This is a genomic window from Variovorax sp. P4_B10 (genome assembly GCF_056402375.1).
Window position 1 is genome coordinate 106,641 of sequence record NZ_JBFUHN010000006.1, and the last position, 14,035, is coordinate 120,675.

General features: G+C 68.9%; 9 protein-coding genes. 5 read left to right on the top strand and 4 right to left on the bottom strand.

All coding sequences use genetic code 11. The annotated features are described in order from the left end of the window. The first annotated feature begins 41 nt into the window (after nucleotides 1-41). Both AC1DXX_RS05235 and AC1DXX_RS05240 read left to right on the top strand, forming a co-directional pair. Complete coding sequence (locus AC1DXX_RS05235) at nucleotides 42-3,818, top strand: DUF2339 domain-containing protein (protein ID WP_478133104.1); 3,777 nt, start codon at nucleotides 42-44, stop codon at nucleotides 3,816-3,818. Then, nucleotides 3,815-5,341 carry a DUF3999 domain-containing protein gene (locus AC1DXX_RS05240; RefSeq protein ID WP_478133105.1) on the top strand — a complete coding sequence of 509 codons (1,527 nt, stop codon included), beginning with the start codon at nucleotides 3,815-3,817 and terminating at the stop codon, nucleotides 5,339-5,341. The genes AC1DXX_RS05235 and AC1DXX_RS05240 overlap by 4 nt, the downstream gene beginning before the upstream one ends. A 6-nt stretch (nucleotides 5,342-5,347) precedes the next feature. Here the strand turns inward: AC1DXX_RS05240 and AC1DXX_RS05245 are convergent, their stop codons facing one another. Genes AC1DXX_RS05245 through AC1DXX_RS05255 form a run of 3 tightly spaced genes read right to left on the bottom strand, consistent with a single transcriptional unit; the run spans nucleotide 5,348 to nucleotide 7,654 of the window. Further along, nucleotides 5,348-6,184, bottom strand: coding sequence for a BPSS1780 family membrane protein (locus tag AC1DXX_RS05245; protein ID WP_478133106.1), 837 nt, complete (start codon nucleotides 6,182-6,184; stop codon nucleotides 5,348-5,350). 8 nt (nucleotides 6,185-6,192) lie between these two features. Beyond that, the gene (locus tag AC1DXX_RS05250) at nucleotides 6,193-7,239 is read right to left on the bottom strand and encodes a homoserine kinase (RefSeq protein ID WP_478133107.1); all 1,047 of its coding nucleotides are present in this window, start codon (nucleotides 7,237-7,239) and stop codon (nucleotides 6,193-6,195) included. Between the two features lie 46 nt (nucleotides 7,240-7,285). Then, complete coding sequence (locus AC1DXX_RS05255; RefSeq protein WP_478133108.1) at nucleotides 7,286-7,654, bottom strand: hypothetical protein; 369 nt, start codon at nucleotides 7,652-7,654, stop codon at nucleotides 7,286-7,288. 97 nt (nucleotides 7,655-7,751) lie between these two features. Here AC1DXX_RS05255 and polA point away from each other — a divergent pair, with 97 nt between their 5' ends. The 3 genes from polA to AC1DXX_RS05270 are packed head-to-tail and all read left to right on the top strand — an operon-like array spanning nucleotide 7,752 to nucleotide 12,778. Next, a complete protein-coding gene (gene polA / locus AC1DXX_RS05260) occupies nucleotides 7,752-10,565 on the top strand; it encodes a DNA polymerase I (protein WP_478133109.1) in 2,814 nt (937 codons plus the stop codon). Between the two features lie 16 nt (nucleotides 10,566-10,581). Then, the gene (locus tag AC1DXX_RS05265; protein ID WP_478133110.1) at nucleotides 10,582-11,868 is read left to right on the top strand and encodes a M20/M25/M40 family metallo-hydrolase; all 1,287 of its coding nucleotides are present in this window, start codon (nucleotides 10,582-10,584) and stop codon (nucleotides 11,866-11,868) included. Nucleotides 11,869-11,875: 7 nt separating this feature from the next. After that, nucleotides 11,876-12,778: a LysR family transcriptional regulator gene (locus AC1DXX_RS05270; protein ID WP_478133111.1), complete on the top strand. Its 903-nt coding sequence runs from the start codon at nucleotides 11,876-11,878 to the stop codon at nucleotides 12,776-12,778. 11 nt (nucleotides 12,779-12,789) lie between these two features. Here the strand turns inward: AC1DXX_RS05270 and AC1DXX_RS05275 are convergent, their stop codons facing one another. After that, nucleotides 12,790-14,001, bottom strand: a complete 1,212-nt coding sequence (locus AC1DXX_RS05275) for a D-amino acid dehydrogenase (RefSeq protein ID WP_478133112.1) — start codon at nucleotides 13,999-14,001, stop codon at nucleotides 12,790-12,792. Between the last annotated feature and the right edge of the window lie 34 nt (nucleotides 14,002-14,035).

The window sequence follows — 14,035 nt, forward strand, 5'->3', positions numbered from 1 at the left end:
CGGCCGTACACTCCGGGCTCGCCAAACATGGGGAGTCAGGGATGTGGTTCATTGGCATCATTGCCGGCCTGTTCATCGGGGCGCTGTTCGAGTCGGTGCCGGTGGCGCTGGTCCTTGCCGTCATCGGCGCCTTCGCCTTTCCGCAGATGTTCGGCAGGAAGAAGGCCGAGCCGCAGCGGACCGAGGCTGAAGGTGCATCGGCTGCCGGAAGCGCTGCCGGCACGCCGGGCACGGCCGCGCCTGCGGGCGGCRTGCTGAAGCTGCAGCAGCGGGTGGCGGAACTCGAGCAGCGGGTCAGCCAGCTCGAACGACGGCTCGCACAAGGCGCGGGCGATGAAGTCGTCGCCGCGGCCCCTTCGCTGCCGCGGGCGCAACCCGCCGCCGCACAGGCCGCGGAGATGCCCCGTCCCCGCATCGCGACCATGCAGGTTCCCCCGCCGCCGGTCGCCGTTGCGAAGGAGGCCACTGCAGAGCCGCCCGCCACGCCTGCCGCGCCTGCCGCTCCCGCCGCAGCACGCCCGCCGGAAACCGTCGCGGCACCCAAGCCACCGGCCGCCGTACCGCCGCCGGTTCGTCGCCCACCTCCGCCGCCACCTCCACCGCCGGTGCCGCTGCGCGACCGCCTTCCCGCGCCGATCGCCAACCTGATCTTCGGCGGCAACATGCTGGTCAAGCTGGGCGTGCTGATCCTGTTCCTCGGGCTGGCTTTCCTGCTGCGCTACACGGCCGAGCGCGTGACCGTGCCGATCGAGCTGCGCTATGCCGCGGTGGCGCTGGTGGGGGCGGGCCTGCTGGTGCTGGGCTGGCTGCTGCGCCACAAGCGCGCGGGCTATGCGCTGATCCTGCAGGGCGCGGGCATCGGCATCTTCTATCTCACGACGCTCGCGGCCATGAAGCTCAGCGGCCTGCTGCCGGCCAGCGTGGGCTTCGCCTTCCTGTTCGGCGTGGCGGTGCTCAGCGCCGCGCTGGCGATGCTGCAGAACGCGCCCCTGCTGGCCATCGTCGCCGCGCTCGAGGGCTTTGCGGCGCCGGTGCTGGCGTCCACCGGTTCGAACCAGCCGGTGGCGCTCTTCACCTACCTGCTGGTGCTCRATGTGGGCATCGTGCTGATCGCCTGGTTCAGGGCTTGGCGGGTGCTCAACCTGATCGGCTTCGTGGGCACCTTCACGCTGGCGGCGGGCTGGGCGCACAAGTACTACACCGACGACCAGTACGGCATCGTGCAGCCCTTCCTGATCGTGTTCTTCCTGCTGTTCACCGCCATCGGCCTGTTCTTTGCGCGCCGCACGCTGTTCGATGCGCCGGTGCAGCCCGCGCAGCCACTGGCGACGCGCGCGCTGGACACGCTGCGCCGCGCCGGCCGGGTCGACAGCTCGCTGGTGTTCGGCACGCCGATGGTCGCGTTCGGCATGCAGGTCCTGCTGATGCGTCCGTGGGAGTACGGTGCCGCCTTCTCTGCGATGGCGCTCGCGGCCTTCTACCTCGTGATGGGGAGGCTGGTGTTCGCCACGCAGCCCAGGGGCCTGGCCCTGCTGGCGGAGGCCTACGCCATCGTCGGCGTGATCTTCGGCACGCTTGCCATTCCGCTCGGCCTCGAAGGGCAGTGGACCGGCGCGGCCTGGGCGGTCGAGGCGGCCGGCATGTACTGGCTGGGCGCGCGGCAAGGTCGCGTGTATGCGCGCGCCTTCTCGTTCCTGGTGTTCGCCGGTGCGGTGTGGAAGCTGCTCGAGGCCACGCAGCTGGATGCAGCGGCGGGGCATCCGCTGCTGCAGGGCTCGGTGATCGGCCCGCTGCTGGTCGCGGTCAGCGCCTTCGCGATGTGGACCATGCACCGCCGCGCGAAGCTGGACGAAGGCGACGGCCTGGAAGCCGTGACCGGCAGCGCCTTGCCGTGGCTCGGCATGGCTGCACTCACGCTGCTGCTGTGGCAATGGTTCATGCCGCCATGGGCCGCGGCCGCAACGGCCATGCTGGCGTCGGCCACTTTCGCCGTCGCCGTGCGCTTCGCGCTGCAGCCGTTGGCGTATGTGAGCTTCGGCATGCAGGCGCTGGCGGTGGCCGGCTTCGTCGCCACGCTGCATCGCACGGCGGAGGGGCTCGACGCCGGACAGGCGCTGGCCAGCGGCTGGCAGGGTGCCGCGGCGGCCTGCCTGATCGCTCTCAGCGTGCTCGGCAGCGCCGCTTGGTCGATGCTGCAGGCTCACCGTGCGGCGTTGGCGCGCGGCGTGCAGCCCGTGTGGTCGCTCGGCAATGTGGTGGGCGTGATCGCAGGCGCGGGCCTGCTGCACCTCGCGATGCTGTTCCAGATCAGCCTCGTGCAGGCGGCACTGCTGTGGCCGCTGACCGCCACGGTCGTGCTGTGGGTGGGGTTGCGCATGGCGCACATGCCGCTCGCGGCCTTCGCGGGTGCGTTGCACGGGGTCGCCGCGGTGCTCTTCACCTCGCTCTCGGTGTTCGATGCCGGTGCGGTTCGCCCGGCCTTCGCGCATCTGGGCTTCTGGACGCCCGTGGTGCTGGGCCTCGCGGCACTGCTGGCCGGCGACTGGCTGCGCGACGAAGCGCGTCCGCGTGCAGGCGAGCCGGCAGGCACGGCGCGCAAGCGCTGGGTCAACGCCTGGTGTGCCAATCCTGCCGTGCTGTGGGCGCCGGTGGTCTGGGGCCTGGGCTGGTGGCTGTTCGGCATGCTGGACGAAAGCGTCGGGGTGCTGAATCGCCACGGCCTGGCGGGCCACGTGCCCGCAGCCGTCATGGCGGTGGTGCTCGTGACCTCGATGCTGGCCACGCTCGTGGCGCACCGCCGCGACTGGGTGCAGCTCGGCAAGGCGACGCTGGCCACGCTGCCTGGCTTCGGCCTGATCGCCGCCTACGGAATCGCGGGCGGGCCGACGCCGTTCTACGTGCCGTCAAGCGCGTTCGGCTGGATCGCCTGGCCGCTGGCGCTCGCATGGCACCTGCGTTTGCTCCGTGCGCAGAAGCGATGGTTCGGTGCCTTGGAACTGACCTCGTTCCATGTCGCGGGCTTCTGGCTCTTCCTGCTGCTCGCGGCTCGCGAATGCCAATGGCAGCTCGGCCGCATCGGCGCCGAGTGGTCGAGCTGGCAACTGCTGGGCTGGGCCATCGTGCCGGCGCTCGTGTTGTGGGCGCTGCGTTCGCGCGTGCTGCTGCAGCGCTGGCCGCTCAGCGAATACCGCAGCGCCTACCTCGAACTCGCCGCGACGCCGGTGGCGATGTACCTGCTCGCCTGGGTCTGGGTGACCAACGCCGTCAGCCCCGGCAATGCGGCGCCGCTGCCTTATGTGCCGCTGCTGAATCCGCTCGAACTCGCGCAGTGGCTCGTGCTGTTCGCGCAGGTGCTGTGGTGGCGCGCCTTGCCGCGGGGCTCGTTCGCGCGCGTGCAGCCGATGGTTGCGAAGGGCGCGATCGGCCTCACCGGGCTCGCGCTGCTGACCGGCATGGTGCTGCGTGCTTGTCACCACTACGCGGGCGTGGAATGGCGCTTCGACGCGCTCTATGCCTCGTGGCTCACGCAGGCGGCGCTGTCGATCACCTGGGCCATCTGCGGTGTGGTCGCGATGGTGCTCGGCCATGCGCGCCGCGTGCGGACCTTGTGGATCGCGGGCGCGGCGCTGCTTGGCGTGGTGGTGCTGAAGCTGTTCTTCGTCGAGCTGGCGGACCGTGGCGGGCTGTTCCGCATCGTGTCGTTCATTGCAGTGGGCGCCTTGCTGCTGCTGGTGGGCTACTTTGCGCCGGTGCCGCCGAAGAAGGAAGAAGCGGAGCCGAAGGAACTGAAGGCTCCGGCCGAAGGAGGCGCAGCATGAGCAGGGGTGCAATCAACGCTTTCCGCGTGGGTGTCGTCCTCGTCGCGACGATGGCGGCGATGGCGGCGGGGAGTGCGGTGCAAGCGCAGCCGGTCACCACCGCGCCCGTCGCGCTGCAAGGCGCCGGGCCGTACCACCGGCTCACGCTGCCGCTGGCCATTTACGGCCGTGCCGCCTACGACGACCTGCGCGACCTGCGGGTGCGCAATGCCGCCGGGCATCCGGTGCCTTACGCGTGGCTGCGCAATGAAGCCGCGACGCCGCGCACCGCCTCGCAGGAGGTACCGATCTTCGCGCTGCCCGGCAGTGCCCCCGGTGCGGCACCGGGTGACGCGACGCTCGCCTTCTCGGTGCGGCCCGACGGCTCGCTGGCGCTGGACGGCAAGGCCGCCGCCAACCGCAAGGCAAACGATGCGACGCAGTGGCTCATCGACGTGAGCCAGGTCAAGGGCAGCCTGCTGCAGGCCCGTTTCGAGGTCGCGCCCGATGCGCGCGGCCTGTTCGCCTTCCGCCTGGAAGCCAGCGACGACCTGCGGAAATGGCGCCCGGTAGGCACCGAAGAACAGTTGGTGCGCCTGACGCATGGCGGCCAGGCCATCGAGCGCCTGGCGGTCGACCTGGGCAACCTCCGCACGCGCTTCCTGCGCCTGCGCTGGAGCGATCCGCAGCACGGTGTACCGCTGATCAAGGTGAGCATCGACAGCGTCCAGGAGGTCGAGCCGGCGGCGCCGCTCGAATGGTCCGGCGCGCTGAAACCCGAGCGCTGTGCCGCCGACTACTGCGACTACCTGCTGCCGCGCGGCCTGCCGGTGCAAAGCCTGCGCATCGACCTCGCCGACATCAACACGCTGGCACAGGTCGGCGTTTCGGGCCTGCTCGACCCCGCGCCTGCCTCTGCCGTGCCGCCGCAGCCTGTGCCCCGCAATCCCCTCTATGCCTTGCGGCACCAGCAGCGCCGGCCGGCTCCGCTTTCCGTCGGCCCTGGCGAGGCGCCGCTGCTCGACACGGTGGTGTATCGCCTTGCGCAGGCGGGCGGCGAGGCGCGCTCGCCGGTGCTGGCGCTCGACGGCGTGGCGTATTCGCGCCTGCGCCTGCGCACCTCCGGCCCGGTGAGCGTGCTCGGCGCGACGCCGCCGACCCTCGCGGTGGGCGCCACGCCGCGCACGCTGGTGTTTCTCGCGCAGGGCGGGGCGCCGTTCTCGCTGGCATGGAATGCGGCGCCCGATACGGGCACCGTTCAAGAGGCTGCGCCAGGCGCTCCGCTCGGTCTGTCGACGCTGATCCCGGGTTACGCGGCGGACAAGCCGGTCATCGCGGATGAAGCCTCGGTCACCTTGCCGGTGGCCGCCGTCGAAGCCGCCGTGGCCGCTGCGGCACTGGCGCCCATTCCCGAGGCAGCACGGCAGGATCCGTCGCGCAAGTGGTGGCTCTGGGGTGCGTTGGGTGTGAGCTTGCTGCTGCTGGCCGGGATGGCGTGGTCGCTCTTCGCGAGCCTGCGCAAGGACAGGGCCGCGGCGGACTGACCGGGGTCAGTTCGGGTCGAAGGTGTCGCGGAACGTGAACCAGTTCGAGGCCTGAGCCATCGCGGCGAGTGCCAGCACCGTGCCGATCATCAGCACATTGCCGACGGCCATTGCACCGGCACCGGAGCCCAGCGAGCCGACGCCGATGACGACCGTGGCAATCAGCGACACGGCGATGATCGCGAGCAGGAACACGCCGGCCCAGGCGAGTCCGAACAGCGCGTAGGCGCCGAAATTCCGGAACATGGCGACCAGGCTGAAGAAGATGCTCTTCGCCGGCTCCACCTGGTACCAGTGCACCAGCGCTGGCGCGTGCCACATCGCCAGAAGCAGCGGCAGCGCGAGACACATCTGAAGCAGGCTCGCAACCCGGAAGTTGCTGCTCGCCATCATTTCTGCCGTCAAGGTTTCGTTGAGCAGATATCCGCGCGCGAATTGCCCGCCGTCGACCACGACGGTGAGCAGCACGGTGAGGAAGAAATACACCGCCGAGATCACGCCCAGCACCATCAGCGAACGCCACTCCTTGCGCATGGCTTTCGCCACCTCCAGGAACATGACGGCGCTCGTGGGCTTCTTCACACCCTCCAGGTTCTCGAGATCATCGGCACTGGCGGCCCCCGCATCGGCCACCGATGCCGCGACCATGAAACCCAGCGTCGAGAACGGCAGCGCCAGGAGCGCAAGGAGGTTGCCGATCAGCGGCAGCTGCGACACGGTCGAAATCACGGCCAGGAACAGGAAGAACAGCGAGATGAAGGCCAGCGGCTGTCGCCAGAAGTTCCTGAGCCCGAGGCGGACCCATTCGACGCCGGTTCGCGCCGGCACGAGGTTGAGTTTCATTTTTCCGATCAGGCGGCCAAGGGCTCGAGTGCCTGGGCCATGACATGCGGGTGGGTGGCGCGTTCGCGCAGGACACGCTCGAAATGCGTGGGGTCGTGGGCCTTGAGCATGCTCGCCTCGCGCGGCAGGTGGAAGTCCCACAGCCGGGAGATCCAGAAGCGCAGCGCCGCGGCGCGCAGCATCGCGGGCAGCAGGGCGCGCTCGGCGGCGTTCAGCGGGCGCACGGTTTCGTAGGCCGCGAGCAGGGCGTCGGCACGCCCTGCATCGTGTTCGCCGGTGGCGAGGTCAATGGCCCAGTCGTTCAGGCACACCGAGAGGTCGAACAGCCAGGTGTCGGTGCCGGCGAAATAGAAGTCGAACACGCCGGTCAAACGCGGCGCCGAGCCAGGCTCGTCGCCGGTCGCGAACATCACGTTGTCGCGGAACATGTCGGCATGCACCGGTCCGCGCGGCAGCGCCGCGTAGGCCGACGATTCGGCGATGTGGTTCTGGTAGGCGAGCTCGGCGCGCAGCAGCGCGGCCTGCGGTTCCTCGAGGTAGGGCAGCACCACCGGGGTGGTCTCGTTCCACCACGCGAGGCCGCGCAGGTTCGGCTGGATGCGAGGGAAGTCGCGCGCGGCGATGTGCATGCGTGCCAGCATCGCGCCCAGTTCGGCGCAGTGGGCCGTGCCGGGGGCGAGCTCGCTGTGGCCCGAAAGCCGCTGCACCAGCGCGGCCGGCTTGCCCGCCACGATGTGCAGCAGCTCGCAGGGCGCCTGCGCGGGAATCGTCAGCGCGTGGCCCTTCGGCGGCGCCACCGCCGGATCGGCCACCGGCTCCGGCACCGGGAGGCCGCGGGCCGCCAGGTGCTTCATCAGACAAAGGTAGTAAGGCAACTGCTCGGCGCTCAGGCGTTCGAACAGCGTCAACACGAACTCGCCGGACTCGGTGGTCGCGAAGTAGTTGGTGTTCTCGATGCCGCCCTCGATGCCGCGCAGGTCGCGCAACGCGCCCATGCCCAGGCGCTGGACGAGCGCGTCTGCCTCGCCGAATTCGACTTCGGTAAAAACTGCCATGGCGGTGCTCAGCGCCGTGCTGCGGAAACTGCTTGGAATCGCACGGTCAGAACTTCATCACGTTCCAGACGCGCGCGCCGTTGCCGGTGGAGTTCGTTTCATTCGAACCCGGACGTGCGGTGCCGGCGTCGTTGGGCAGGACCTCATAGCCCGGCATGTTGGACTTCGGCTTGACGTTGATGCTCTGCGTACGGCCGCCATAGCGGACTTCGTCGACCGAGGCGCCGCTGTCTTCCGTGTGGATGTGCTCGACCTTCTGGTTGCGCCGGCCGTCGGCCTGCTCCTGATTTTGTAGCGGTTGCGCCGGAGCCGGGGTGGCGGCAGGCGCGGATTGCGCCTGCGCGGCGGCAAAGGGGGCGGCAAAAGCCAGCGCCAGCAGGATGCGGCGGGCGACCAGGAGTGTGGAGCTAGGCATGCATGGATTGTAGGCGTGCCCCCGGTTTCGGGGTGTCGGCGGGCAGCGCACGCCGCCGTCGTTCTGCACGCCGGTCCGGGCACGGCAAAATGGCCCGATGACCGACAAGAAAACGCTGCTGCTCGTCGATGGCTCGAGCTACCTTTACCGAGCCTTCCATGCGATGCCCGACCTGCGCGCCGTGCCCGGCGACCCGAAGAGCCCGGCGACCGGCGCCATCCGCGGAATGATCAACATGATGACGGCGTTGCGCCGCGAGGTGCGCGCCGACTACGCAGCCTGCATCTTCGACGCGCCCGGCAAGACCTTCCGCGACGACTGGTACCCAGAATACAAGGCCAACCGCTCGCCGATGCCCGACGACCTGCGCAGCCAGATCGACCCCATCCACGAGGTGGTCCGCCTCCTGGGCTGGCCGGTGCTCAGCGTGCCCGACGTGGAGGCCGACGACGTGATCGGCACGCTCGCCAAGGTCGCCGCCGCGCAGGGCATCGAGGTGATCGTGTCCAGCGGCGACAAAGACCTGAGCCAGCTGGTGGACGAGCACATCACCATCATCGACACGATGAACGGCAAGAAGCGCGACATCGCTGGCGTGACGGCCGAGTTCGGCGTGCCGCCCAACCTGATGGTCGATTACCAGACGCTGGTGGGCGATACGGTCGACAACGTGCCCGGCGTCGAGAAGGTCGGACCGAAGACGGCAGCCAAGTGGCTGCTCGAATACGGCTCGCTCGATGCGCTGGTCGAACGCGCCGCCGAAGTGAAGGGCGCTGCCGGCGAGAACCTGCGCAAGGCGCTCGACAAGCTGCCCTTGAGCAGGCGCCTCGTCACCATCCGCACCGATTGCGATCTCGACGGCCACGTCGCCGGCCTGCCTTCGCTCGATGGCCTGCCGGTCGGCGCGCCGCAGACCGAGGCGCTCAAACCCTTCTACGAGACGTTCGGTTTCAAGAGTCTCGTCAAGTCGCTCGAAGCGCAAGCGGTTCCGCCCGAGCTGATCGAGGAAAACATCAAGAAGAAGGCCGCCAAGGCCAACACCGACCAGGGCGGCCTGTTCGACGAACCCTCCGACCTGAGCGCGCTCGAAGCCGCGGCCCCCGCGAGCAACCTCAAGTACGACACGATCACGAGCTGGGAGCAGTTCGACACCTGGCTCGCCAGGCTCGAAGCTTCCGAGCTCGCAGCCATCGACACCGAAACCACGTCTCTCGATGAAATGGTCGCGCAGATCGTCGGCGTGAGCTTCAGTGTCGAGCCCGGCGAGGCGGCCTACATCCCGCTCACGCACAACTACCCCGATGCGCCGGCGCAGTTGCCCATCGACGAAGTGCTTGCGAAGCTCAAGCCCTGGCTCGAGAACGGTGCGAAGAAAAAGCTCGGCCAGCACATCAAGTACGACCGCCATGTGTTTGCCAACCACGGCATCGAGGTGCAGGGCTATGCGCACGACACCATGCTGCAGAGCTATGTGCTCGAAGTGCACAGGCCGCACGGCCTCTCCAGCCTGGCCGAGCGCCATCTGGGCCGCAGCGGCATCTCCTATGAAGACCTCTGCGGCAAGGGCGCGCACCAGATCCCGTTCAGCCAGGTCGACATTGCCAAGGCCGCCGAATACTCCTGCGAGGACAGCGACCAGACGCTCGACGTGCACCGCACGCTGTGGCCCCAGCTCGAAGCCAACGAGAAGCTGCGCTTCGTCTACCAGCTCGAAATGGATTCGAGCGAGGCGCTCTACCGTGTCGAGCGCAACGGCGTGCTGATCGACAGCGCCACGCTCGCCGCGCAAAGCCACGAACTCGGCACGCGCATCATGGCGCTCGAGCAGGAGGCCTACGAGATCGCGGGCCAGCCGTTCAACCTGGGTTCGCCCAAGCAGATCGGCGAGATCTTCTTCACCAAGCTGGGCCTGCCGGTGGTCAAGAAGACGCCGAGCGGCGCGCCCAGCACGGACGAGGAAGTGCTCGAGAAACTGGCCGAGGACTACCCGCTGCCCGCCAAGATCCTCGAGCACCGCGGCCTCTCGAAACTCAAGGGCACCTACACCGACAAGCTGGGCCAGCTCGCCAACCCGCGCACCGGCCGCGTCCACACGCACTATGCACAGGCGGTGGCGGTGACGGGCCGCCTCAGCAGCAACGACCCGAACCTGCAGAACATCCCGATCCGCACGCCCGAAGGCCGCCGCGTGCGCGAGGCCTTCGTGGCACCCGCGGGCAGCGTGATCGCCAGCGCCGACTACTCGCAGATCGAGCTGCGCATCATGGCCCACATCAGCGGCGACGAATCGCTGCTGCGCGCCTTCACCGAAGGCATCGACGTGCACCGCGCGACCGCTGCGGAAGTGTTCGGCTCCACGCCCGACCAGGTGTCGAGCGAGCAGCGTCGCTATGCCAAGGTCATCAACTTCGGGCTGATCTACGGCATGAGCAGCTTCGGCCTCGCGCGCAACCTCGGCATCGAGACCAAGGCCGCGGCCTCCTACATCGAGCGCTACTTCGCGCGCTACCCGGGCGTGAAGGCGTACATGGACGAAACCAAGGCGCTCGCCAAGGAGCAGGGCTATGTCGAGACCGTGTTCGGCCGGCGCCTCTACCTGCCCGAGATCAACTCGCCCAACGGCCCGCGCCGCGGCGGTGCCGAGCGCGCCGCCATCAATGCGCCGATGCAGGGCACCGCAGCCGACCTGATCAAGCTCAGCATGATCAAGGTACAGAACGTGCTTGATGAAGAGAAGCGCGCCACCAAGATGATCATGCAGGTGCACGACGAACTGGTGTTCGAAGTGCCCGAAGCCGAGATCGAATGGGTGCGCACTGAAATCCCGCGCCTGATGGCCGGCGTCGCGGCGCTCAAGGTGCCGCTGCTGGCCGAGATCGGCATCGGTCCCAACTGGGACAAAGCCCATTGATCCATTGAGTCATCGAATGAAATTCCCACACCGAAAATTCCTGCTGGGCGTTGTCTGCGCCGCCTGGCTCGGGACCGCGCTGGCCGCACCCGACGCCCGCATCGCCGCGCTTGCTGCCAAGGAAAAGCCCGCGCTGCTCGACACGCTGAAGGAACTGGTCTCCATCGAATCGGGCAGCCGCGACCTCGACGGCCTCGAGAAGATCTCCGACCTCATCGCCGCGAAGTTCAAGGCGCTGGGCGGCGAGGTCGAGCTGATCGACCCGAGCGCCGAGGCCTACCGCATGGAAGACACGCCCGAGAAGATCGGCCGTGTCGTGCGCGCCACCTTCAAGGGCTCGGGCAAGAAAAAGATCATGCTCATCGCGCACATGGACACGGTCTACACCGTGGGCATGCTCAACAAGCAGCCGTTCCGCGTCGAGGGCGACAAGGCCTACGGCCTCGGCATCTCCGACGACAAGCAGGGCGTCGCGGTGATCACGCACACGGTCGCGATGCTGCAGGCGCTGAAGTTCAAGGAGTACGGCACGCTCACCGTGCTGATCAACGGCGACGAAGAGATCAGCTCGCCCGGCTCGCGCGCGCTTCTCACGCGGCTGGGCGGCGAGCACGATGCGGTGCTGTCGTTCGAGGGCGCCTCCGTCAAGGACGACAAGCTCTCGCTGGCCACGGCGGGCATCGCATCGGTCACGCTGAACGTCACCGGCAAGGCCTCGCATGCGGGTTCGGCGCCCGAGCTGGGCGTGAACGCGCTCTACGAGCTGTCGCACCAGATCCTGCAGATGCGCGACCTGTCCGACCCGGCCACGGGCCTCAAGATGAACTGGACCATCTCGAAATCGGGCAGCAACCGCAACGTGATCCCGGCCGCCGCCACCGCAGGCGCCGACGTGCGCGTGCTCAAGGTGGCCGACTACGACCGCATCGAGCAGCAGGTCAACGAGCGCGTGAAGAAGCAGCTGATTCCCGAGGCCAAGGTCGACCTGAAGTTCGAGCGCCGCCGCCCGCCGCTCGAAGCCACCGACGCCTCGCGCGCGCTCGCCAAGCATGCGCAGCAGATCTATACGGGCGAACTCGGCCGGCCGCTGGGCGCCGACGACAAGGCCGCCGGCGGTGGCACCGATGCCGCCTTCGCCTCGCTCAAGACCAAGGCGCCCGTCATCGAGCGCTTCGGCCTGCAGGGCTTCGGTGCGCACTCGGCCGATGCGGAATACGTGCTGGTCGATTCCATCGAGCCGCGCCTGTATCTCGCCACGCGCATGGTGATGGACATCTCGCGCGGCAAGACCGGCGGCAACTGACCCAGCCATGCGGCTGCGCCACATCGAGGTCTTCAACGCGATCATGCTCACGGGCAGCGTGAGCGCGGCGGCGCGGCTCATCAACATCACGCAGCCGGCGGTGAGCCGCACCCTGCAGCATGCCGAGCTTCAGTTGGGTTTTCCGCTGTTCCAGCGCGCCAAGGGCCGGCTCACGCCGACCACCGAGGCGCTCACGCTGTACCCGCACATCGAGCGGCTGTTCGCGCAGCTTGACGAGGTGCAGCGGCTCGCGGCCAACCTGCGCGCCGGCAGCGACACGGGCGAGCTGCGCATCCTCAGCGTGCTTGCGCTGAGCTACGAGATCCTGCCGCGCGCGATCAAGGCCTTTCGCGAAAAGCATCCGGGCTATGCAATCACCGTCGAGTCGCTGCATTCGCCGCAGATCATGTCGGCCCTGCTGCTGCAGGAGGCCGACGTGGGGTTCGCCTTCAGTCCCGCGGTGCATCCCTCGCTCACGCAGGAGACGCTGGCCGACAGCCGCATGGTGTGCGTCGCGCCCAGGGGCATGCTGCCGCGCGCGCTGGTGCGCAACGGCTCGGTGGCGCTGCACGACCTGGTCGACCGGCCGGTGATCGGCCTCGACAGCCGCGACCCTGTCGGCACCAGCCTGAGCCAGGCCTGCCGGCAGGCCGGCGTCGGGTTCCAGCAGGCGGTGGTGACGGTGCAGACTTATCACGCGGCGCTGGCCATGGCGCACCACGGGCTGGGCGTGGCGCTGGTCGATGGCTGCACGGCGCGTTCGGCGGACCGCGAGAAGGTCGATGTGCTGACGCTCGAGCCACACATCCCGGTGCCGATCCGTGCGCTGCGCTTCACCGGCCGGCCCGACTCGGTGGCCGTGCGCGGCATCACGCGCTGCATGCAGCAGGCGATCCAGGAAGAGATGTAGGCAGGCAGGCCTCAGGCGCGCAGCGCCTGGGCGATCTTCAGCGCCGAGCCGAAGGCCAGCGTGAAACCCAGCGCCCCATGCCCCGTGTTGAACAGCATGTTCGACGGTGCGCTTGCCAGCCGGCCGATGATCGGCAGCCCTTTCGGCGTGGCCGGCCGCATGCCGGTCCAGGGGTGCAGCGCTTCCAGCCGGCTTGCATGCGGGAAGAGGGCGCGCGTGGCGGCTGCCAGCGTCTCGATGCGCGTGGCCGGGATGCTCGCGTCGTGCCCCACGAGTTCGGCCATGCCGGCCACCCGCAGGCGCGAGCCGATGCGCGCGAACACCACCTTGCGCGCACTGTCGGTCACGTTCACGGTCGGCGCCGCACCGGGCGAAGGATCGACCTCCACCGTGATGCTGTAGCCCTTGAGCGGATACACCGGCAGGTAGGCGCCCAGCGCACGCCCGAGCTTGTGCGAGGCCGAGCCCAGCGCCATCACGAAGGCGTCGGCCTCGATGTCGCCTTCGCTGGTGTTCACCGCCACCACCCGGCCTTCGCTGCGCGCGAAGCCATGCACGTCGGTGCCGAGCAGAAAGCGCACCCCGCGTGCGCTGAGCGAGCGCATCAGCTCGGCGCACACCTTGAGGCAGTCGGCCGCGCATTCGCTCGGGGTGTAGACCGCGCCCGCCATCTGGCCGCGGTAGCTCGCCAATGCGGGTTCGATGTCGACGCACTCGTCGGGCGTGACGATGCGCTGCTCGCTGCCCATGGTGCGCTGCAGCTCGACCTGCGCGCGCGCCCCCTCGAGCGATGCCGTGCTTGCACAGAGCACCAGCTTGCCGGTGGCGGAGAAGTCGCAATCGGGCGCGATGTCGGCCTGCATCGCCTCGAACTCGGTGCGGCTCGACGCCGCCAGCGCCAGCAGCTGCGCCGTGGTGTTGCGCGAAGCCTGGGCATTGCAGGCTGCCAGGAAGGCCAGTCCCCAGCGCCATTGCAGCGGGTCGAGCTGCGGCCGCAGCTTCAGCGGCGAGGTGGGCGAGAGCAGCAGCTTGGGCAACTGCTTCCAGATCGACGGATCGGCCAGCGGCTGCACGTACGAGTAGCTGAGCTGCGCGCCGTTGCCGCCGCTCGCACCGGCACCGGGGGCCGCGCGGTCGATCACAGTGACCTGGTGGCCCTGGCGTTCGAGTTGCCAGGCGGTGGCCAGGCCCACGATGCCGGCACCGAGCACACACACATGCATGAAGGCAACTTTCCGGGAGTGAAGAAGAGACGGC

Coding starts and splice junctions, on each gene's coding strand:
- AC1DXX_RS05240 (WP_478133105.1), top strand. CDS start 3,815: ATGAGCAGGGGTGCAATCAACGCTTTCCGCGTGGGTGTCGTCCTCGTC.
- AC1DXX_RS05245 (WP_478133106.1), bottom strand. CDS start 6,184: ATGAAACTCAACCTCGTGCCGGCGCGAACCGGCGTCGAATGGGTCCGC.
- AC1DXX_RS05250 (WP_478133107.1), bottom strand. CDS start 7,239: ATGGCAGTTTTTACCGAAGTCGAATTCGGCGAGGCAGACGCGCTCGTC.
- AC1DXX_RS05255 (WP_478133108.1), bottom strand. CDS start 7,654: ATGCCTAGCTCCACACTCCTGGTCGCCCGCCGCATCCTGCTGGCGCTG.
- polA (WP_478133109.1), top strand. CDS start 7,752: ATGACCGACAAGAAAACGCTGCTGCTCGTCGATGGCTCGAGCTACCTT.
- AC1DXX_RS05265 (WP_478133110.1), top strand. CDS start 10,582: ATGAAATTCCCACACCGAAAATTCCTGCTGGGCGTTGTCTGCGCCGCC.
- AC1DXX_RS05270 (WP_478133111.1), top strand. CDS start 11,876: ATGCGGCTGCGCCACATCGAGGTCTTCAACGCGATCATGCTCACGGGC.
- AC1DXX_RS05275 (WP_478133112.1), bottom strand. CDS start 14,001: ATGCATGTGTGTGTGCTCGGTGCCGGCATCGTGGGCCTGGCCACCGCC.